Here is a 21,803-nt window from a genome sequence, read left to right on the forward strand (position 1 = left end):
ATGGCGAGCTGGCCGTCCCGGAGCCGCTCGAGGACGTGCTCGGTGTTCATGCCGGAGACGAGCAGGTGCTCCGCCTCGCGGTCGAGCATGGCGTCCTCGCCGGTGAGCAGCTCACCGTCGAGCGCGACCATGAGGTCGCGGACCACGGGGGCGGACAGCAGCGCCACCTCGGGCACCGCCCACGCCGCCAGGCCCGTCGCCGCGAGGGAGGCCAGCACGACGTCGAGTTCCTCGGGGCGGCACCGGTTCGCGAACACGCCGACGGTGCTCGCGTGGTCCGCGGTGATCTCGGCGACGGAGAGCTCGGCGACCTGGCGGACCTCCTCGGGCGTGCGGTTCATGGCGCTGACCACCAGCAGCACGGGGGCGCCGAGATTGGCGGCGACGCGCGCGTTGAACGCCAGCTCGGCGGGGGTGGAGACGTCCGTGTAGTCGGACCCCACGATGATGACGACCTCGTTGTCCCGCTCGACGGCGCGGTACTTGTGCACGATGGCGCTCAGCGCGGCCTCGGGGTCGGCGTGCACGTCCTCGTACGTGACGGCGACGGCGTCCTCGTAGGTGGTGCTGACGCCGCCGTGGCCCAGCAGCATGTCCACGACGGTGTCCCGTTCGTGGCCGCTGCGGGTGACCGGCCGGAAGATCCCGACCTTCTCGACCCGCCGGACGAAAAGATCGACCAGTCCCAGCGCGACGGCCGACTTCCCCGTGTACCCCTCGGACGAGGCGATGTAGATGCTGCGCGCCACGACGCGTCTTCCTTTCCTCGGTGCGGGTGCCGCGGCAGGTTTCGCCGCGACCTCCTCGTGCTGCTCGTGCTCTGCGCCGGCTGCTCCTGTGCCTGCCGGTCGCTACTCGTTGTCCCCGCCGGTAGCGAGCGTAGCGGCTGCGCGGCCCGCCTCGGTGGCGCCGTCGCCGACGTCGGGCCACACCCAGTCCGCGACGACGGGGATGTCGACGCCGTGCTCGCGGGTGTACAGCCGGGCGTCCAGGCGGGCGTCGATCATCTTCTGCCGCAGACCGGCGTACCGCGCCGACAGGCCCGGGACCCGGTCGATGACGTCCATGACGAGGTGGTAGCGGTCCAGGTCGTTGCGCATCACCATGTCGAACGGTGTCGTCGTGGTGCCCTCCTCCTTGAACCCGCGCACGTGCAGGTTCGGGTGCCCGTGCCGGCGGTAGGTGAGCCGGTGGATGAGCCACGGGTAGCCGTGGTAGGCGAACACGATCGGCCGGTCGGTGGTGAACAGCGTGTCGAAGACCCGGTCGCTCAGGCCGTGCGGGTGCTCCTTCTCGTCCTGCAGCCGCATGAGGTCGACGACGTTGACCACGCGGACCTTCAGGTCCGGGATGTGGCGGCGCAGCAGGTCGGCCGCGGCCAGGGTCTCGAGCGTGGGGACGTCGCCCGCGCAGGCGAGGACGACGTCGGGCTCCTCGCCCTCGACCTCGGTGCCCGCCCACTCCCAGATGCCGAGGCCGCGGGCGCAGTGCTTGACCGCCTCGTCCACGTTCAGGAAGTTCGGCGCCGGCTGCTTGCCGGCGACGACGACGTTGACGAGCTGCTTCGAGCGCAGTACGTGGTCGTAGGTGGCCAGCAGGGTGTTCGTGTCCGCCGGGAGGTAGACGCGGATGACCTCGGCCTTCTTGTTGACCACGTGGTCGATGAAGCCGGGGTCCTGGTGGCTGAACCCGTTGTGGTCCTGACGCCACACGTGCGAGGACAGCAGGTAGTTCAGCGACGCGACGGGCTGGCGCCACGGGATGTGGTTGGTGACCTTCAACCACTTCGCGTGCTGGTTGAACATCGAGTCGACGATGTGGATGAACGCCTCGTAGGAGTTCATCAGGCCGTGGCGCCCGGTGAGGAGGTAGCCCTCGAGCCAGCCCTGGCACTGGTGCTCGCTGAGCATCTCCACCACGCGCCCGGCCCGGGCGAGGTGGTCGTCGGTGTCCGTGGGCAGGTAGCCCGCGTTCCACTGCTTGTCCGTGACGTCGTAGACGTCCTGGAGGCGGTTCGACGCCGTCTCGTCCGGCCCGAAGATCCGGAAGTTGTCCGGGTTGAGGCGGATGACCTCGGTGAGGTACCTGCCGAGCGTGCGGGTGGCCTCGGTGATCGGGGCCCCCGGGGTCTCGACGTCGACCGCGAACTCGCGCCAGTCGGGCATGCGGAGGTCCTTGAGGACCAGACCGCCGTTGGTGACCGGGTTGGCGCTCATGCGCAGGTACCCGGTGGGGGCGAGGGCGGCGATCTCCCGGCGCAGCCGGCCGGCGTCGTCGAACAGCTCCTCGGGGTGGTAGCTCTGGAGCCACGTCTGAAGGTCCGCGAGGTGGGCGTCGGTGTCCCGGGCGTTGGCCAGCGGCACCTGGTGCGAGCGCCAGGAATCCTCGGTGCGCTTGCCGTCGATCTCCTTCGGGCCGGTCCAGCCCTTCGGGGTGCGGAACACGATCATCGGCCAGCGGGGGCGCTCGAGCTCGTCCTCGGGCGTGCGCGCCGCGCGGGCCTTGATGTCGGCGATCTCGTCCAGGACGACGTCGAGCAGCTCGGCGAAGCGGCGGTGGAACGCCGCCGGGTCCTCGCCCTCGAACCCGCCCGTGAAGAAGTGCGGCTCGTGGCCGTAGCCCCGCATGAGGTCCGCCAGCTCCTCCTCGGGGATGCGGGCCAGGACGGTGGGGTTGGCGATCTTGTATCCGTTGAGGTGCAGGACGGGTAGCACGACGCCGTCCTTGGCAGGGTTGACGAACTTGTTGGAGTGCCACGAGGTGGCCAGCGGGCCGGTCTCGGCCTCGCCGTCGCCCACGACGGCGAGGACGAGCAGGTCGGGGTTGTCGAACGCGGCGCCGTAGGCGTGGGACAGGGCGTAGCCCAGCTCGCCGCCCTCGTGGATGGAGCCCGGGGTCTCGGGTGCCACGTGCGAGGGGATGCCGCCCGGGAAGGAGAACTGCTTGAACAGCCGACGCAGGCCCTCCTCGTCCTGCGTGATGTCCGGGTAGGTCTCGGTGTAGGTGCCCTCGAGGTAGGTGTTCGCGACGAGGCCGGGGCCACCGTGGCCGGGGCCCGTGACGTACATGGCGCTCAGGTCACGCTCGGCGATGGCGCGGTTCAGGTGGGCGTACAGGAAGTTCAGGCCGGGGGTGGTGCCCCAGTGGCCGAGGAGGCGCGCCTTGACGTCGTCCCGGCGCAGCGGGGCGCGCAGCAGCGGGTTGTCCAGGAGGTAGATCTGACCGACGGACAGGTAGTTCGCAGCCCGCCACCAGCGGTCGACCTGCCGCAGCGTCTCCGCGTCGAGCGGTGCGGCGCCGGTCTCGCTGCGGCGGTGGAAGGAGGTGGTGGACGGCGTACTCGTGGTCATACGGATCTCCTCGCTGCTCGTGCTGACATGGCGTGGCGGATCGTCGGGTGTCGTGGCCGGCCGTGGGCTCGTTCCGACGACGCCAGTGTCCTCCAGATGCCCTTGTCCTGCCCTGCTGGAACGGGGTGGGATGCCCCGGCTGTGTGACACCGCACAGACCGGCGGCATGCCCGGTGCCCCCTAGGCTGGGACCGTGGACCTATCCGTAGGCGAGACGACCGTCACGGGCGACGGCGCGGAACCGGACGGCGGCACCCCCGGACCGGGGCGCACGGACGGGCAGGTCACGGGGGGCCGTGGCGACTTCTGGCGCGCGGCGGCGACGCCGCGCATGATCGGGATCTTCGTGCTGCTGTTCGCCGCCGCGCTCGTGTGCATCAGGCTCGGCGCGTGGCAGCTGGACCGGGCCGCGCTCCGGGGGGCGAGCGAGGCGGAGGCCGCCCATGCCGAGCGGATCGCCGAGGACCCGGTCCCGCTGGAGGACGTGCTGCGCGCGCAGACCTCGTTCACCACGGCCGAGCTGGCCCGCCCGGTGTCGGTCACCGGCTCCTTCGACCCCGGGCAGCAGCTCCTCGTCCCGGGCCGGTCCGTGGCCGGGCAGGACGCGGTCCTCGTGATCACCGCGCTGCGGGTGGGCGAGGGGCCGGACACCGGGGCCATGCTGCCCGTCCTGCGCGGCTGGGTGCCGGCCGACTCGATCACCACCGACGGCGCCGCCGCCGCGCCGGTGGACGCCGCCACCGCGCGCCGGCTCGGGGTCCCGACGGGCGAGCAGCGGGTGACCGGTCACCTGGGCGGCTCCGAGGTGGGCGACCCGGCGAGCTACCCCACCGGGATGACGGGCGCGATCAGCACCGCCGCACTGGCGAACCTGTGGGGCGGGCCCACGTTCAGCGGATACCTCGTGGAGTTCTCCGAGGCCGCGGACGGCACCCGCCTGCCGGCCGGGCCGAGCGGCCTCCCGCACGCGTCGCCGCCCACCTCGGCCGTCGAGAGCGGGCTCAACATCCAGAACCTGGCCTACGCCCTCGAGTGGGTGATCTTCGCCGGTTTCGCCATGTTCATCTGGTGGCGGATGGTCCGCGACGAGGTGCGGTACCGCCGCGAGGAGGCCGGGCTCGCCTGACCGACTACTCCTGCTGCCAGGACCGCCACAGCGCGGCGTACTCGCCGTCGGCGGCGACGAGCTCCTCGTGCGGGCCGAGCTCGACGACGCGGCCGTCCGCCACGACGGCCACCCGGTCGGCGTCGTGCGCGGTGTGCAGCCGGTGCGCGATCGCGACGACGGTGCGCCCTGCCAGCACCGCGGCGAGCGAGCGCTCCAGGTGCCGCGCCGCGCGCGGGTCGAGCAGCGACGTCGCTTCGTCCAGCACCAGGGTGTGCGGGTCGAGCAGCACCAGCCGGGCCAGGGCCAGCTGCTGCGCCTGGGCCGGGGTCAGCTCCACCCCGCCCGACCCGACGGCGGTGTCCAGCCCGAGCCGGTCCGCCCAGCCGGCCGCGTCCACCGCGGCCAGCGCGGTGCGCATCTGTGCCTCGGTGGCCGCGGCCTTCGCCAGGCGCAGGTTGTCCGCGATCGTGCCGACGAAGACGTGGTGCTCCTGCGTCACGAGCGCGACGTGGGAGCGCAGCTCCTCCTCCGGCAGGTCCACCAGGGGCACGCCGCCGACGCGCACGGTGCCACCGGTGGGTGGGTGGATGCCGGCGAGCATCCGCCCCAGCGTCGACTTGCCGGCACCGGAGGGGCCGACGACGGCGAGCACCTCGCCGGGGACGAGGTCGAGGTCGATGCCGTGCAGGACGTCCTGCCCGGCCCGGTAGGCGTAGCGCACCGACTCCGCGGCGATGCGGTCGTCGGCCGGGGTGGCACCGGTCGGCTCCCGGTCCGGCTGGACCAGGGTGACGCCGAAGATCCGGGCGAGGCTCGCCTGGGCGACCTGGAGCTCGTCGATCCAGAACAACAGCTCGTCGACGGGGTGGCGCACCTGGACGGCGTACAGCGCCACGGTGGTGACGGCGCCGATCGTGGCGATGCCCGCCTGGACCAGGGCCGCGCCCCACAGCAGCACGGCAACGACGGGGAGCGCGAACGCGACACCGAGCCAGAAGAACAACCGCACCCGCATCCACATGGTGCGGACCTCGGTGCCCCAGGCCTGGCCGATCACCTCGTCGGTACGGGCCCGGCGCCGCACCCCCAGGCCCAGGGCGTCCACCGTGGCGGCGTGCTCGACGGACTCGGTGAGCACCCCGTTGAGATCCGCGTACTGGGCGGACAGCGTCAGGTACGCCGGGGTGGCCACCCGCAGGTACTGCCGCGCGGCGAGCACGATGACCGGGACGGCCACCAGCAGCGCGACGGCGACCGCAGGTGCGACGAGCGCGGCCGCGACCACGGTGAGCAGGATCGTCGCGGACGTCACGAGCAGCCGCGGCACGCCGAACCGGACGATCCACTGCACCCGGTCGACGTCGTTGGTGGTGCGCCCGAGCAGGTCGCCCGTCCCGGCGCGCTCCACGGTGGACAGCGGCAGGTGGGTGAGCATGCCGAGGAACTCCTCGCGCAGCTCGGCGAAGACCTCCTCACCGAGCACCATGGCGCTGCGTTGGGCGAACCGCGCGAGTACCGCCTGGACGAGGACGAACCCGAGGAGGGACAGGGCGACGGTGTCGACGTACCGGGCGGTGGTGCCCACGGTGACGGCGTCGACCAGGTCGCCCACCAGCCACGGCAGCGCCAGCGCGGCGACCGCGGCCAGGGCCTGCAGGGCGATCACCGCGGCCAGGGCGCGTCGGTGCCGGGCCAGCAGGGCCAGGGCGAGGTGGCGGACGGTGCCGGTGTCGGCGATCGGCAGCCGGTTCATCTGACCTCCTCCGGGGTGCGGGCCAGATCGGGGTCCTCGTCGCCGGTGGAGCGGGACACGACCCGGTGGTAGGCACGGGCGGCGGCGTCGCCGCCGGCCGCCCGGTGCTGCAGCTCGCGGTGGGTGCCACGGGCCCGCTCGGCGTCGCCCTCGAGGAAGACGACCTCGTCCACGTGCTCGAGCACCAGTGGCGACGCGGTGATCACCACGGTGGTCCGGCCGCGGCGGTGCCGGACCAGGTGCTCGGCGATCCGGGCCTCGGTGTGCGCGTCCACGGCGCTCGTCGGCTCGATGAGCACGAGGGTCGGCGCCTCGGCGAGCAGCGCGCGGGCCAGGGCGACGCGCTGGCGCTGACCGCCGGAGAGGGATCGGCCCTTCTCGGTGATCTCGCCGTCGAGTCCCTCCGGCAGGGCGGTGAGCACGTCGCCGGCGTCGGCGGTGCGCAGGGCGTCGCGGAGGGCGACCTCGTCGGCCCGGTCGCGCACGTCCAGCTCACCTCGCAAGGTGCCGGTGAACAGTTGCGGCGTGGCGGGGGAGACGACGACGTGGTGGCGCACCAGCGCCAGGGGGAGGTCACGCAGGGGGACCCCGCCCCACGTGACGTCCGCGTCGGCGTCGTGCAGGCGGCCCACCCGGGCGGCCAGCGCCGCGGCGGCGTCCGGGTCGGCCGAGACGATCGCGGTGACCCGGCCGGGCTCGATGCGCACGCCCGTGCGCAGGTCCACGAGCGGACCCACGGGCACCACCGTTCGGTCGGACCCCTCGCCGGGGGCGTCGCCGTCACCCGCCGAGGGCGTCACCTGGAGGACCTTGACGATCTTGCCGGCGCCGACGCGGGCGCGCGTGAAGAGCTGGATGAACTCGGTCGCGGCCTGCACGGGCTGGGTGAGGAACGCCGTGTAGCCGTAGAACGTGACGAGCTGGCCCGGGGTGATCTCCCCGCGCAGCGCCAGGTGGGCGCCCAGCCACACGACGGCCGCGACCAGCAGCCCGGGCAGCAGCACCTGGAGGGCCGCGAGGGTCGCGGCGGCGCCCGCCACGGCCACCCCGGCCGCCCGCACGCGCTGGGACTGCTCGGCGTAACGGCCCGCGAAGACGTCCTCGCCGCCGATGCCGCGCAGCACGCGCAGCCCCGAGACCGTGTCCGAGCCGAGCGTCGTGAGGCGGCCGGTGGCCTCTCGGTGAACCATCTGGCGCGCGTGGAGGGGCCGGACCACGAGGGCGAGGACCGCTGTCGTCACGGGCAGGCCGATCAGGACGACGAGGCCGAGCGTGACCGACTGGCGGAGCAGGACCACCGCGACGACACCGAAGGCCACCAGCGACCCGACGAACCGGGGCACCTGCTCGGCCGTGTTGCCGACGTGGTAGGCGTCCGAGGCCACCGTGGAGACGACCTCCCCGGTGGGCAGCTCGGCGCTGATCGCGGGGCCCGTGCGGGTGACGTGGTGACCGACCAGCCGGGACACGCCGAACGCGGCGTGGAGCCAGCCGGCGACCTCGCCGATGTGCCGGACGGAGTCGGTCACGGCCATGACGAGCCCGACCCCCAGCAGGAGGAGGCAGATGACCACCAGCTCGCGTGACAGGCCCGCCGCGAGGCCCTCGTCCACGGCGGTGCCGAGCAGGAAGGGCAACGACGCCGCGGCGAGCGAGTTGAGGATCCCGACGCCGATCGCGAACGCCATGATCGAGCCCTGCCGGCGCGCCAGCCAGCCCAGCAGGGCGAGCGGGGAGGTCAGCGGCGGGTGGCCGGGGTCTCCGCGGAGCGGTTCGAGCACGCCGTAGACGGTACGCGTGGCCGCCGACGCCGGACCATCTGATTTGTCCGGCGCGATGTGATCTGATGGGCCCGGCGCGGTGCGATGAGAGACTGGGCCAACCGACCGAAGGGACCGAACCGTGACGAGCAGCGTGCCGGACGGCGTCGACGCCGTGGCCGCCCAGGAGAGCAAGGTGCGTGGCGCCTTCGCGAGATACCGGGTGATGGCCCTGGTCACCGGCACGATGCTGCTCGTGCTGGTCCTGGAGATGGTCCTGAAGTACGTCCTCCAGCTCAACGGCACCGAGGTCCCCGGGCAGTGGACGAGCGCCCGGCCGGTCCTGGGGTCCTGGGTGGCGATCGTGCACGGGTGGATCTACGTCGTCTACGCGCTCACCGTCTTCAACCTGTGGTCCTCGATGCGCTGGGGCCTCGGCCGGGTCGCGGCGCTCATCGCCGGCGGGGTGGTCCCCCTGCTGTCCTTCGTCATGGAGCGCCGCGCGAGGCGCTGGGTCGAGGCGGACCTGCCCGCCCTGCTGGCGCGCCGGGCGGCCCGCGGCGCCTGAGCACAGCGCTCGACCCGCTGCGTCCGCTCATGCGGGACGTCCGGGGCGCGCCGATCACCGAGCCCACGGCGACGTCCGTCGGGCGGCCGGCCACGGCCACGGTCAGCCGCGCAACGCCTCGGCCAGGTCGCGCCGGTTGTGGACGCCGAGCTTGGCGAACACATGGGACAGGTGCGTGTCCACCGTCCGCACGGACAGGGTGAACCGGCCCGCGATCTCCCGGCTGCTCAGCCCGCCCGCCGCGAGGCCGGCGATCTCCCGCTCGCGGCGGGTCAGGCCTGCACCCCAGACGCGGCCGGGCAGCCACAGACCCAGCCGGCCCAGCTCCTGGGTCCGCGCCAGGGCGAGCTGGTGGTCCTCGCTCGCGATGGCCTCGGCGTGCGCGACGAGCGCGGCGGCCCGCCTGCCGGAGACCGCGCCGGCCAGGGCCCGGATGCGCCCCATCACGGTGCCGCTGATCGCGGCGCCGTTGCCGCCCGCGTCGATCCGGACCGGCCGGCGGCCCGCGGCGACGACGGTGCGGTGGAGCGCCTCGAGCTCCGTCCGGTGCAGGCCCCGGTCCCGCGACCACCGGGCCAGCGCCACCGCGTCCGCCAGGTGCGTGGGCTCGCGCAGCCAGGCTCCGGCGTCGAGCAGGTGCAGCCGCAGGTCGGGCTCGACCACGACGGAGGCCCGCCGCGGGGACTGCGCCACCGCCGCGATCAGCTCCCGGGCGCGCCCCGCGGCGCCCGAGGCGGCCGCCGCGACGGCCGCGACCGCCGTCGCGTAGGCACTGATCCCGCTGACATCCAGGGCGGCGTACCTGGCGACCGCGCCCTCCAGCTCGCGGTGGGCATCGGTCCACCGGCCGTGGGCGCCGGCCAGGAGCCCGCGCCCGACCTGGACGAAGACCTCGTGCTCGGAGTAGCCGCGGGGTCCGTTCCGGCCGTCGACGAGATCCGCGAACCCCTCGACCTCGCCCGACCACAGCAGGACGAGCGCGTGGCTGATGACGATGTCGTCCACCAGCCAGGGGTGGCGGCTGTCCGGCGTCGCCATCGCCAGGGTTGCGCCCTGCCGGGAGATCGTCCGGGCGGTGTCGAGGCGGCCCGTGAGCCCGAGCCCATAGGTCACGGGCATGACCAGCGGGAGCAGCTCGGGGCCGGCCACCGTGCCGCGGAGCAGGTCGAGCGAGGGGGCGAGGCTCTCCTGGGACCGTCCGGCCGCGCCCAGGTGCGCGAGCCAGGAGATCCGGAGGGCCAGCCGGTGCTCGGGCGCGAGGCCGTCGTCGAGCGCGTCGCGCGTGCGGCGCAGCTCGGTCAGCGCGATGTCGATGTCGCCGACCTGGAGCCGGGCGAGGCCGACCACCTGGTCGGCGAGCTGGACGGCGAGCGCGTCGTGGTGGGGACCGCGCTCCATCCCGGCGAGCAGACGGCGGACCGCCGCGAGATCGGCGACGGCGTGGCCGGGCTCGTCGAGCCATTGCCAGGCGGCGGCGCGCAGCATCAGGAGCTCGGCCCGTGCCGGGTCGGTCGGCTCGAGCCGACCGAGCGCGGCGCGGGCGATCCGGATCGCGTCCTGCCACAGGTGCCGGAGCAGGGCGGCGTCGACGGCCGCGGTGAGGAGCGTGACGTCCTCGGCGATGCCGACGTCCAGGGCCCAGAGCACCCGTCGCACGAGCCCGGCCGGGGAGTCCGAGGGGCAGCGCCCGGGGGCCCGCCCGCGCAGCGCCAGGTACAGGCGTCGACGTCGGTCCAGCGGGACGAGGATCCGTGCCGCCTCGGCGACCATGGGGTGGTGCACGCGGATCATCGGCTCGGCGGCGGCCTCGGGTCCCGGCCCCTGCTCGATGACCACGAGCCGGTCGTCGACGAGCCGGGCGAGCGTGGCCGCGTCGACGATCGACGGCACGGCACCCACCGGTAGCGGGCCGGCGAGCGCGACGAGGTCGAACGCCTCGCGGGCCGCCGCGTCGAGGCGCCCGAGCGAGCGCCGGACGACGTCGACGACCCGATCGTCCGGCGGCAGCGCGACGGGACCGAGCCACACCCCGCGCTGCTCCACGAGGGTGCCGGCCTCGAGCTCGACCCGCAGCAGCTCGCGGAGGAAGAAGGCGTTGCCCCCGCAGCGGGCGACGATGCGGTCGTAGGTGTCCGTGGTGGCGGGCCCGCCGAGCACCGCCACCGTCAGCTCCTCGATCTCGGCCGGGGAGAGGGTGGGAACGTCGAGCCGCTCCGCGACGCCGTCGCGCCACAGCTCGACCCAGGGAGACCGGCTCGCGGCGGCCGGGTGCAGGGTAGCGATCACCTGCGCGGTCCCCTCGCGGGCGAGGCGGGCCAGTGCGTGGGCCAGTCCGATGTCGAGGCGGTGGCCGTCCTCGACCCGGAGCACGGGCCGGGGCCCGACCGGCGTGGGCCTGCCGTCCATGGGACCGCACCGCTCGAGCAGGGCGGCGAGGCGCGGGTACACGGTCGCCAGGGGGGCGTCGTCGGCGATGGCGCCGGGTACGGTCAGGACCGGGCCCACCGATGGTGGCAGGCCCTGCGACAGGACCGACTCGACCAGCTGGGTCTTCCCGACGCCGGGCTCCCCGATGACCAGCAGGCTGCGCCCGCTCTCGATCGCCGACCGGGCCGCCGCCGTGTGGTGCACGCGCGGCAGCAGCTGCCAGCGGGGGAGCGTCACCGGGACGGCCATGCGTCGACTGCCTTCGATCGGCCCCCTGCAGGGCACGGTTGCCCTCCACCGTCCCATCGGCACGGCGGCGGCCGAGCTGAGCGGTCGGGCCGTCGCCGCTGGTGGACCGGTCGGACGCGGGGGCCTCGGCGCCCTCTATCCTGGGCCGGTGAGCACCCCAGAATCGCGCCCCGTCCTCGTGGTCGACTACGGCGCCCAGTACGCCCAGCTCATCGCCCGGCGGGTTCGCGAGGCGAAGGTCTACTCCGAGATCGTCCCGCACACCATGCCGGTGGCGCAGATGCTCGCCAAGGACCCGGCCGGCATCATCCTTTCCGGCGGACCGGCCTCCGTGTACGCCGACGGGGCGCCCGGCACCGACCCGGCACTCTTCGAGGCCGGCGTCCCGGTGCTGGGGATCTGCTACGGCTTCCAGTCGATGGCCCGGGCCCTCGGTGGCACGGTCGCGCACACCGGTGCACGCGAGTACGGCTCCACGGTGGTCCAGGTGGCGGCGGCGGGTGAGCTCCTCGCCGGGTCGCCCACCCAGCAGACCGTGTGGATGTCCCATGGGGACGCCGTCCAGATGGCCCCGCCCGGCTTCGAGGTGCTCGCCACCTCGACGGGCTCGCCCGTGGCCGCGTTCGAGGACCGCGAGCGGCACCTCTACGGCGTCCAGTGGCACCCCGAGGTCAAGCACTCCGTGCTGGGCCAGGAGGCGCTCGAGCGCTTCCTGTACGACGGTGCCGGACTGGTCCCGGACTGGACCCCCGGCAACGTCATCGCCGAGCAGGTCGCCGCCATCCGCGCCCGGGTGGGCGCCGGCCGTGTCATCTGCGGCCTCTCCGGTGGCGTCGACTCCTCGGTCGCCGCCGCCCTCGTGCAGCGCGCCGTCGGTGACCAGCTCACGTGCGTCTTCGTCGACCACGGCCTGCTGCGCGCCGGCGAGGCCGAGGCGGTGGAGCAGGAGTTCGTCGCCGCCACCGGCGTCACCCTCAAGGTGGTCGACGCCGCCGAGCGTTTCCTGGACGCGCTGGCCGGTGTCACCGACCCGGAGACCAAGCGCAAGATCATCGGCCGCGAGTTCATCCGCGTCTTCGAGGACGCCGCCCGCGAGATCGTCGAGGAGGCGGGCGAGCACGGCACCGAGGTGAAGTACCTCGTCCAGGGGACGCTCTACCCCGACGTCGTGGAGTCCGGCGGCGGCGAGGGCGCCGCCAACATCAAGTCCCACCACAACGTCGGCGGCCTGCCGGAGGACCTGCAGTTCGAGCTCGTCGAGCCGCTACGCACCCTGTTCAAGGACGAGGTGCGCGCCGTCGGGCTCGAGCTCGGCGTGCCCGAGTCGATCGTGTGGCGCCAGCCGTTCCCGGGGCCCGGGCTCGGCATCCGCATCATCGGCGAGGTGACGGCGGAGCGGCTGGAGATCCTGCGCGCCGCCGACGCCATCGCGCGCGAGGAGCTCACCCACGCCGGCCTGGACCGCGACATCTGGCAGTGCCCGGTGGTGCTGTTGGCCGACGTGCGGTCCGTCGGTGTCCAGGGGGACGGGCGCACCTACGGCCACCCGATCGTGCTGCGCCCGGTCTCCTCCGAGGACGCCATGACCGCCGACTGGTCCCGCCTGCCCTACGAGGTGCTGGCGACGATCTCCTCCCGGATCACCAACGCGGTGCCCGAGGTCAACCGGGTGGTGCTCGACGTCACGAGCAAGCCGCCGGGCACCATCGAGTGGGAGTAACCCCTCAACGCTGACCTGAGGAAACGCAACCGCCAATCGACCGACTTCTGTCGATGCGGCCGAACCTAGCCCATCCGGGAGCGCGGCGTCCTCCGTCGCGAGGCTGGCGCTCGGCAGCCGCTAGTAGTCGCGTGCGATCTCCGAGACGTAGAGCATATTGGCGTCAGAGGCTGCGCGGACGGCTTGCCGGACATGGGGCTTCGTGAGGTCGAGGACGCGCATCGTTCCGTCGGTTTCCGCGACAGACTCGACTCGACGGAACTCGTCGGCGTACTGCTCGGCAAAGTCGGCCAGTCCCCGCAACTTCGGAAGGGCATCCGAGAGATGGTGCCCATGGGGGTCCACCAGGTCTGCGACGAGCGCCCCGGTGTGGTCGGAGCCGAAGAAGATGAAGTCCGGACGCATCGCCTTCCACTCGCCGGTCCCGGCCTTGTAGGCGACGGCCAGTGACTCCTTGGTGGCGCGCGAGGGATTGCGGTACCACCCCCTGAAGCCGGGCTGATCGGACTCAGAGTCGAGCACCTTGCGCTCCCAATCGTTCAGGTCGACGGGCACGGTTCCCTCCTGCGTGGCCATCAGGTGCAGGCGGCGGGTGGGCAGGTCGTGCTCGGTCCCGTCCTTGTCGCGGGCCTTTCGGTCGGCCAGGGCCGCCTTGGGCGCGGTCAGGGAGATGCGTTCGGGGTAGGTCGACATGCCCTCCAGGCGGTCATACTCGGCCTGCTGCTCGTCGGACAGTCCCTTGCGGGCCACGCGGGTCTGCTTGAGCCACTCGCGGGCGAGTTGGTCTGCCTCCTGCTCGATATCGGACACGATCTCGGGTACGCGCCCGAGTGCGGCGACGGTGATGTTGGCTTCCAGCAGGTCCATCTCCGCCTCGTCCGGCCCTACGAGGTGGTCGACGTAGGCGGAAGCCAGCCACTTCGTCAGCAGGCGGGCGGAGTGCTGGTAGGAGTCCTCGATCGCCCGAGGGTCGGCGCTGACCTCGAAGGATTCGTAGGTGAACCCTTCCATGCCGACCCGGCCCTGGGCCTCCTCACCGGTCATCGTGAGGACGTCCCTGCGGGCTTGGGCGACCTTCTGCTTGTACTGGACCGAGCGCCCGTCCAGCACTGCGCACAGGTGCGTCTGAGCCTTGGCCACGGCGTTCTCCACGAGGTCGTCCCTGGACAGTGCCGTGGAGAGGGCGTCCAGCCGCCTGATGGGCTTGACGTCGGACTTGGGGATCGTCACTGAGGGGATGCGTTCCAGCAGGTCCCAGGCCTCCGCTGGAACCTCGGGGTTCGGCTCCAGTCGCACCGGGTCGAAGAGCACCCGGCGCGCCCTCCGGGTCTCCTCGTCGCCCTCGCCCTGTTCAGAGTCGTCCACGGCAGTCTTGCCCCGCATGAGCATCTGGGCGATGGCCGTGGAGGTCTTGCGGTCGAAGTACGGCAGCAAGCAGTCCACCGAGTTGAGCACTTCGTTGCCCGGGATGCGCCGGGCCAGCGGGGTGCGCATCATCCGCCCGAGCAACTGGTGGACGTAGGTCGAGTCGTTGCGGGTCCGGAAGGAGATGAGGACCTCGGCGCGGGGGCAGTCCCAGCCGGTGGAGATCGCCTCCATGGCGAGCAGTACCCGGATGTGCTTGGTGTCCTGCACCCGCTGCGGGGCGATGTAGGGAACCGGCTGCTGGCCGACCATCCAGTCGGTGTGAGTGCCGAAGACGTTCGCCACCGCGTCCAGGGGAAGGTCGGGCCACTCGTCGTGGACGACGTCGAGCACCCGGGCGAGGTCCGCCTCGGTGGGCTTGTCCGCCACCTGTACGACCAGGAGCGGCACGACGGCGTCGGCCTCCTCCTGCTCGACCGCGTAGGCGGCCCAGGCATCGGTGGACTCCTTGACCCGTTGCACGGCACGCCGCAGAAGGGTGGTGTCGAAGACCCCTTCCTCGGTCGGGATCGTCAGCACGATGTCGTCCTTCAGTAGCCCGGATGCCTGCACCAGGGCCGAATCGACCTCCACGGGGGGCAATGCGGTCCGGTTCGTGACCTTCTTCATCGCCTCGGTGAAGCGATCGACCGTGGCCGAGATGCCGAAGACCACCGGCATAGGGGGAGCGCCCGATCCGCCGTCAATGAGCCGCTGGACAATGGTGTCCCGCTCTCCCGCCGTGTTCATGCCACGGTGCGCTTCGTCCAGGATGAAGTACAGCGTCCTGCCCTCGGCCTCCAGGGTGTTGCGGATCACGTCGTAGATCGTCTGCTGCACCATGTCGGGTGTCGGTTGAAAGAGCCTCGGCTCGTCCGGGTCATCCGGCTGCGCTCCCCGCACGAGGCGGGCGTTCTTGGACAACTTCTGCGCGTTAAGGAAGTAGACCATTCCAGGGGTGAACGCGGTCTCCGAGAAGGTGTTCTCGATGACCCGCAGCCGGGAGTCCAACTCACTGGCCGCGGACTGGATGCGGGCTCTCGACTGCTCATTCAGCGCTGGGTCGTCCGAGAACCACAGCACTGTCGCTCCCGGGTCTACGGGGAAGTCGAACTCATCCGAGCCAAATAACAGCGACTCGATGATGGATGCCGCCATGACCGTCTTGCCCGCGCCCGTAGTCGCAGCGAGGGAGAACTGGGACAGCGAGCCGTAGCGCTGGTACATGTCTCGGGCCTGCTCCAGGCGACGGAGTGAGCCACGTACCGCATCGACCTGGTAGTCCTTCAGCGTGTACCTCATGCGCCAGCCCTCCGGTTGATCTGGAAGTTGTACAGGTAGGACTCATACAGCCGGAATGCCGTTACCCGCTCCGGCAGGTCCCTGCAGGCCGCCTGGAAGGCCGCGTCCGAGTCGGTCACAACGAAGACCGTCTCCACCGTCTCGATTTCGGCCACCCGAGCCACGAAATCAGCCATCTGGTCGATGTTCTCCAGCACGCCGTACGCCTCGGCCACGTCCCAGCCGTCCTCGCCCAAGTCGTCAAGGACCCGGCCCCGTGACCCGGCCCGCAGCCACAGCATCGGAGCCACCCGCTCGAACGCTCGATGGTGCCGGACGGACAGGGGGTCTTCATAGGTCAGGGTGAAGAACGCGGCGTTCTCCTCGAAGCCCTCGCTCATCGGGAACTCGTCGGTGAACTTGTAGTCACCCTTGATTGGGTCGCCGTCGGGCGTCTGGCCAGTGATGGCAGCGGTCACGCGGGGCTTGGTGATGTAGTCGCAGATGCCCAGCGCTTCCCATTCGGGGTCACCCGGACGCAGACCCTGCTTGCGTAGTTCCTTCTGCTCGGCGGCGGCAACTTCATTATTTGTCACTGAGATGCACTGACGGCGACCGCCGTCCTGACGGTTCAGGCGCATGACGGCGTGAGCGGTGGTGCCGGATCCCGAGAAGAAGTCCAAGACGATCGCCTCAGGCTTTCCCTTCACAAAGAAGTGAAGGGTGTCTTCCACGGCGTATAGAGACTTAGGGAAGGGAAACTTTCTCCCGGCTAGAAGGCCTTGCACGAGGTTTGAACCGTTCCGGCTTGCGTCGTGGGAGGGAATGCTCCACTGCGTGCCGGGCACGTAGGTGGCTACGTACGCAGACTCATCCACGATGACTGAACCGTCCGCCCGCCGTCCTGTGATGGGGAACAGCCCAGTTTCAACCTTCGACCTCTCTCCTGCCTTCAAGTAGGTGATAGCCATCCCGCGAGGGGTGAACCCGCCTAGACGGAGAAACCCCTTGGAGAGCGCTTCTCGGACGGCGGCCGGAGAAATCTGCCACCTACCCTCGTCACCATTAGTTCGAATCGGCCAGACCGCTACCGTTCCTTCGGGAGCGGCAACCGAGGAGCGGTCGACTTCCAAGTCAAGGGCCTCACCCACCGAATGAACACTCGACCCGTCACGCTGAACAAAGATCGGAAAGAAGAGTCCTGGCCTCTCCCGGCGCGACGTTCCGGTGCCGGTTCGGAGCAAAGGGTTCCAGTGAAGTCGCCCCTTTACAGAGTTGGCAACCTGCCCCATCCATGCCGGGGGCAGTGGCAGAGGCTGGGGGCCGTTTGCTCCGAGCATAACGAAGAAGATGTATTCATCTGTGCGGCCAAACTGGTTCGTGCGTGCGGTTCCGGCTGGGTTGATGACACTCGAAACCATCTGGATTCGAGCCTCTGGGAAACTCTGCTCCAGCAAGAGTGCGAGACGGTGGACCTCCTTCTCGTCAATCGTGACGATCAGCACCGAGTCATCGGGACGCAGGAGTTCCCTGGCGATCTCCAGCCGTCGCTCCATGAAGGCCAGCCACTTGCTGTGCCGGTAGTCGTCGTCGCCTTCGACGTAGTCGTTGTTGTACTTCCAGTCCTTCGCCCCGGTGTTGTAGGGCGGATCGATGTAGATGGCGTCGATCGAGTGGCGGTGCGTGTAGGTGAGCATCTCTAGGGCGTGGTAGTTCTCGGCGTTAATCACGGTATGGAAAGGCTTGTCCGGCCCACCCCGCTCCACGCGCCCGGTCTCGACCAATCCGGGGAAGACGCGGTCCGTGAACTCGGCTACGACCACCAGGTCCTCGACCAGCGCTGCCTGCGTCTCCGGTTCCTCCGCTCCGATCTCAGTTAGGTGCCCGACCCGGGTGCCGTCCACCCGCTCGATCCGGTCCACCCGCCAGAGCCGCTGGTCGCCCTCCTTGACCTCGCCGCGAGGAGGGAGTGCTCGCACCTTGTCGCCACGACGCGGAGACCGACCGGGCAACTCGACGGCTTCGGGCTGGTGCCGTTCGAAGACGAGCCCGAAGGTTCTGCGCTTTACGAGCGCGGAGACTTCCTTCTCCAGGTCAGCGCCCAACTGAGCATCGGCTTTGCGCGCCGCTCGTAATAGTTCGGTCAGTCTCGACACCGGCGTCAGTCCTCACTCTGCGGATTCGCTAGGCCCGCCTCGATGCTGTTGGGTTGCGCGGCCAACCTAGCCTGGCGGGCTCGCCGACCCGTCTCCCCGCGCCGCTCTGGCTCCCTCGTGAGTCAGTCGGTGCCCGTCGGACCCTCGGTGCTCTTGTCGCCGCAAGGCGTGTCACCTGCGGGGCTGCCTGCTGCCCGAGAGGCGGTCCCGAAGTCTTCGCAGTAAATGGGCTATTCACTGCGGCGGGCCGCTACCCTGGGCGGTGCTGGCCTGCACGGATCGGCACCTCGCGTCTGCGACTCGTCGGCACGTTTACTGCGAGACGGGGATGGGGGCCGCGATGACGGCGAGACGATCGCTGGTGCCGGTCGGTGCGGACACGGCCACCGTTGACTGGGAGACCGCCTCGGCGGCGTTCCTCGAACGGGCGTTGTCTCCCGGCACCAGGCGCGTGTACTCCCTCACGTTGACCGCCGTCGGTCACCACTTCGGCTCGGTGCCCCTTGCGGCGGTGGGACGTTCCGATCTTGCCCTGGCCGTCTCGGCGGCATACTCGGACGTTGCGCCAGCGACCTGGAACCGGGTGGTCGCGACCATGCGCTCGTTCATCTCGTTCACCGCACGAATGGGCTGGGTGGACGAACGCCTCGCTGACGGGCTGGAGCGCAGGCGCCTCCCGGAGGACCACAGCCGGTCCCTGAGTCGCGACCACCTAGAGCGACTCTTCACCAAGCGCGGCGTCTCGATCCGAGACCGCACCCTGTGGCGGCTGCTGTATGAGACGGGGGCCCGCGCCGAAGAGGTGCTCCGGCTCAACGTCGAGGACGTCGATCTCGCCAACAAGCGCGCCTACACCGTCCGTAAGGGTGGTGACCGAGATGTGTTGCACTTCCAGACCGCGTCCGCTCGCCTGCTGCCCACGGTCATCGACGGCCGTGTCCGCGGGCCGTTGTTCCTTGCCAGCCGTCCAGCGCCTGCTAGCCGGGCGGTCCCCTCGAACGACTTGTGCCCGACGACGGGCCTTGCGCGCCTGTCCTACCGCCGAGCCGCCCAGGTGTTCGGCGAGGCATCGGATGGGCACACCCTCCATCAACTGCGCCACTCGGCGATCACGCACCTCGCCGAGGCGGGCGTCCCGCTGCCGTTGCTCATGGCGAAGTCCCGCCACGCATCGCTTCGGACCTTGCAGCGGTACGCCCGCCCCAGCGTGGAGGCGGTGGCCGCGCTGACGGCCGAGCATGATCCGGCAGCGCGCCGCCGAGCCTGATCGATCCGACAGGCCCGGAGGCCAGCCCGCCACTAGCCCACCCCCTCACTCTCAGACTTCTTAGAGTCGCTCTAGGCGTGGTTGCCTCGCTCGGCGCCCAGGGCGCGCACGAGTGCCGGAAGCCAGTCCGCCTCGGTCGCCCCTGGGAGAATGACGACCACGATGCTCCCGGTGGCGTTCGGTTGCGTCCCAGGGCAGTGGCAGCCCAGCGCCAAGCACCGCTTCCCCACGCCGCCGCCGCGATGGAAAGAGCGCCCGTGGTTGCACTCGCAGTTGGGGTTGGGAAGTCGGGATGCGTTGGTACCGCGCTGCTCGCGCTCGCGTGCTGCACAGTCTCGGCATCGGTGGGCCATCTCAGGCCACCCCGTTCCGCGCTCCGTGCCCAGCGCGCGCCGGATCCACCTGCTGGTCGATGTACTGCTCCACGTCCTCCGGGCGGAACCGGACCAAGCGACCCAGCCGGACGGTCGAGATCAGGCCATCGCGGACCGCCATCCGCACGAACCGGGTCGAGACGCCGAGACGGTCGGCGGCCTCTCCCATGGTGAGCAGGCGGATGGGCTGAGGATTCTCGTGCATGGGGACCTCCTGGATAGTCGTTGATGCTTTCACCCCTTCTCAAGGAGAACTTGGCGGTCGGACAGGGCGTGGAGGGGGCGCTCGATGTCTCAGGCTGCGCACGGCGGCTCAGGGCTGTTCCCAGGTCCTGGCGGCGCTGCTCGACGTACCGTCGGCGCGCCTCTGCCTTGGCCTTCGTGACGCCACTGAAGACTTGCCCCGTGTCGGCGTCGCGCCAGAACTTGCGGGTGGAGGTAGCGATCAACCTGCCGTTGTTGTCGGCTAGGTAGCGCGCCTGGCTTTCCGCGAAGCGCGCCTGCTTGAACAGGTAATCGTGGTGGCGCGACCCACTGACGCGGTAGCGACGGAGGTTAGGACGACCGAGTCCCGCGCGACGAGCCAGGTCGCGGCTAGCCACCGGATCCAGAAGGGCGCCGTGGAGTAGGAGGTGCATGTGGAGGCGCCCGCTGCGGTGGCGCTCCACGACCGCGCACATCTCGATGCCGCGCTTGCGCAGGATTCGCTGGATGCGCCCGAGGGCATCGTGGGGGTCCACGACCTGCTCGGGTCGCATGGTGAGGGTGAGCATCTGTTCCGGACGAGCCATCTCGATAGCCGCCGCAGATTGAACTATGTGCGTATGGATGCAGTGGGGACAGTCGAGCCGTCGGCACTTCGCCGGTTGGTGCCAAGAGCCATCGACCATCCTCAGGACCGGCTTTGAGGGACACCACCGAGGGCGCGTCCACCAGTTGCACGACCTCAGAGACCGGGCACGGTCATAGCGTGTGTCTGACAGATCAAGATGGCTCTCGTCCGCCGGGCGCGTAGGCATCGCGACTCCTCATGCCGGTGGCAGGAGGTGGGAAGCGCGTGCTCAGGGCACCCAGCGGCTCCACCCGTCCTCCGTGGTCACCCCTTTGGAGGAGATGGCGTGCAGGGGACAGGCCCGGCGCCAGAGGCCGTGGAGGGGTGAATCGCAGTCCGGCTAGGAGCGCTTGGCGTGCATGTCCACGACGTCCGCCCCGGGCGCGGCAAGGCCGGACAGAAAGGGGCGGCCGCGGAGCAGTGAGTCACGCCGGGCTCGCTCCGACGTCAGCCCCAGGTAGATCTCCGTGGTCGCGCTCGACTTGTGATGCAGCGTGGCAGAGACCGTCCGTAGCGCGGCGTCGTACCCGGTGTCGGCGGACATTGAGTCGAAGAGCACCCGAGCCACCGACCGCCTCAACGTGTGGCACCCCTCGTCCCGGGTCGGGAAACCGAGTGCGGCCAGCGCGCTCTGGACGACGCGCTCCCCGTGGGTCATCGGGCGGGTGGGGGACCACGCTGTGGCCGTTCGCAAGCGGCTCTTGGACCCGTCAGCGTTCGTCACCCAGCAGTAGACCGTCCGGACACGTGCGGGGAACAAGTAGTCCGACGTGCGCAGCGGCCTGCCGATGTCCCGCGCATAGGTGTGCATCCACCGCTCAAGTTCGGCACGCAGGTCTGCGGTGACAGGGAACCGGTCATCGATCCCGCTCTTGCTGACGTGGACGCGAAGGGTCTCCGTCGCCAGGTCGACGTCCCCCACCTTCAGCGAGATAGCCGTGCCGCCCCGGAATCCCGTGTTGATCAGCATCGCGAGGAAGCCTCGATCACGTGGGTCGTGCGCAACATCGAGCAGGCGAACGAGGTCATCCGGGGCCAATCGCAAGCGATCCCGCCGAACTGGCGTGAGGGACTCAACGTCCTGGAGGAGGTCTCGCTTCAAGTACCCCCGCCGGGTCGCCCAGCGAAAGAACGACCCCAGTCGCGTCCGGTAGTAGTTCGCCGTGGTTGCCTTGATCGGCGGCCGGTGAACACCGTCGCGAGTCACATGCTGGTGGCGCAGGCCGCCATCGCCGTAGAACCAGTCGGCTACCTTCTCGGACTTCATGTGCCGCAACTGGACGTCGCCGTACCAGGAGGTGAACCGCCTGAGCACGAACCCTTCGTTCTTCACGGTCGCCGCCGAGCAGGTGGCCGCTCGGAAGCGGAGGTACTCCTCGACCGTCTCCCCGAGCCGATGCTGCTGTGTCATGGCGTCCGCCAACCTTCCGTGTCGCGCGGCTCCCGGGGCACAGCCACGTAATCTGAGGTCGTTGGCGGACGACGTTTGCCGCAAGGTAGCGCTGCCTGCCGCTCAAATCAAACAAGTGTTTGACTCCTTAGAGTGGCTCTAAG

The 21,803-nt window shown here is 70.7% G+C and carries 14 protein-coding genes; 5 read left to right on the plus strand and 9 right to left on the minus strand.

The features are described 5' to 3' along the window. Positions 1 to 749: AAA family ATPase (locus ACYC1Z_RS06925; protein WP_461408794.1), on the minus strand; the 749-nt coding region annotated here is incomplete at its 3' end. Positions 750 to 851: 102 nt separating this feature from the next. Beyond that, entirely contained in the window at positions 852 to 3,350 is a 2,499-nt protein-coding gene (locus ACYC1Z_RS06930; RefSeq protein ID WP_461408795.1) for a phosphoketolase family protein, read from the minus strand. Between the two features lie 193 nt (positions 3,351 to 3,543). On the opposite strand from ACYC1Z_RS06930, the gene ACYC1Z_RS06935 reads away from it, so the two are divergent. Beyond that, on the plus strand, positions 3,544 to 4,476 hold the full coding sequence (locus ACYC1Z_RS06935) for an SURF1 family protein (protein ID WP_461408796.1): 933 nt from the start codon (positions 3,544 to 3,546) through the stop codon (positions 4,474 to 4,476). Between the two features lie 4 nt (positions 4,477 to 4,480). On the opposite strand, the gene ACYC1Z_RS06940 is transcribed toward ACYC1Z_RS06935, so the two are convergent. Both ACYC1Z_RS06940 and ACYC1Z_RS06945 read right to left on the minus strand, forming a co-directional pair. Continuing rightward, entirely contained in the window at positions 4,481 to 6,211 is a 1,731-nt protein-coding gene (locus ACYC1Z_RS06940; protein ID WP_461408797.1) for an ABC transporter ATP-binding protein, read from the minus strand. Continuing rightward, positions 6,208 to 7,992, minus strand: a complete 1,785-nt coding sequence (locus tag ACYC1Z_RS06945; protein ID WP_461408798.1) for an ABC transporter transmembrane domain-containing protein — start codon at positions 7,990 to 7,992, stop codon at positions 6,208 to 6,210. The genes ACYC1Z_RS06940 and ACYC1Z_RS06945 overlap by 4 nt, the downstream gene beginning before the upstream one ends. Positions 7,993 to 8,113: 121 nt before the next feature. On the opposite strand from ACYC1Z_RS06945, the gene ACYC1Z_RS06950 reads away from it, so the two are divergent. Then, a complete protein-coding gene (locus ACYC1Z_RS06950) occupies positions 8,114 to 8,539 on the plus strand; it encodes a DUF3817 domain-containing protein (RefSeq protein WP_461408799.1) in 426 nt (141 codons plus the stop codon). A gap of 102 nt (positions 8,540 to 8,641) precedes the next feature. Here the strand turns inward: ACYC1Z_RS06950 and ACYC1Z_RS06955 are convergent, their stop codons facing one another. Next, a complete protein-coding gene (locus ACYC1Z_RS06955; protein ID WP_461408800.1) occupies positions 8,642 to 11,215 on the minus strand; it encodes a LuxR C-terminal-related transcriptional regulator in 2,574 nt (857 codons plus the stop codon). A gap of 148 nt (positions 11,216 to 11,363) precedes the next feature. Here ACYC1Z_RS06955 and guaA point away from each other — a divergent pair, with 148 nt between their 5' ends. Next, positions 11,364 to 12,935 carry a glutamine-hydrolyzing GMP synthase gene (gene guaA, locus ACYC1Z_RS06960; RefSeq protein ID WP_461408801.1) on the plus strand — a complete coding sequence of 524 codons (1,572 nt, stop codon included), beginning with the start codon at positions 11,364 to 11,366 and terminating at the stop codon, positions 12,933 to 12,935. A gap of 120 nt (positions 12,936 to 13,055) precedes the next feature. Here the strand turns inward: guaA and ACYC1Z_RS06965 are convergent, their stop codons facing one another. Both ACYC1Z_RS06965 and ACYC1Z_RS06970 read right to left on the minus strand, forming a co-directional pair. Continuing rightward, positions 13,056 to 15,641 carry a DEAD/DEAH box helicase gene (locus ACYC1Z_RS06965; protein ID WP_461408802.1) on the minus strand — a complete coding sequence of 862 codons (2,586 nt, stop codon included), beginning with the start codon at positions 15,639 to 15,641 and terminating at the stop codon, positions 13,056 to 13,058. Then, entirely contained in the window at positions 15,638 to 17,776 is a 2,139-nt protein-coding gene (locus ACYC1Z_RS06970; protein WP_461408803.1) for a site-specific DNA-methyltransferase, read from the minus strand. Before ACYC1Z_RS06970 ends, ACYC1Z_RS06965 begins: the two co-directional genes overlap by 4 nt. Positions 17,777 to 18,116: 340 nt before the next feature. Between ACYC1Z_RS06970 and ACYC1Z_RS06975 the strand changes: the two genes are divergently transcribed. Beyond that, positions 18,117 to 19,043, plus strand: coding sequence for a tyrosine-type recombinase/integrase (locus ACYC1Z_RS06975; protein ID WP_461408804.1), 927 nt, complete (start codon positions 18,117 to 18,119; stop codon positions 19,041 to 19,043). Between the two features lie 354 nt (positions 19,044 to 19,397). On the opposite strand, the gene ACYC1Z_RS06980 is transcribed toward ACYC1Z_RS06975, so the two are convergent. Beyond that, positions 19,398 to 19,622, minus strand: coding sequence for an excisionase family DNA-binding protein (locus ACYC1Z_RS06980; RefSeq protein WP_461408805.1), 225 nt, complete (start codon positions 19,620 to 19,622; stop codon positions 19,398 to 19,400). A 433-nt stretch (positions 19,623 to 20,055) separates the two neighbouring features. Between ACYC1Z_RS06980 and ACYC1Z_RS06985 the strand changes: the two genes are divergently transcribed. Then, positions 20,056 to 20,325, plus strand: a complete 270-nt coding sequence (locus ACYC1Z_RS06985; protein WP_461408806.1) for a hypothetical protein — start codon at positions 20,056 to 20,058, stop codon at positions 20,323 to 20,325. A gap of 264 nt (positions 20,326 to 20,589) precedes the next feature. Here the strand turns inward: ACYC1Z_RS06985 and ACYC1Z_RS06990 are convergent, their stop codons facing one another. Then, positions 20,590 to 21,660, minus strand: a complete 1,071-nt coding sequence (locus ACYC1Z_RS06990; RefSeq protein ID WP_461408807.1) for a tyrosine-type recombinase/integrase — start codon at positions 21,658 to 21,660, stop codon at positions 20,590 to 20,592. Positions 21,661 to 21,803: the final 143 nt, after the last annotated feature.

The sequence above is a fragment of the Georgenia sp. genome (genome assembly GCF_054605595.1).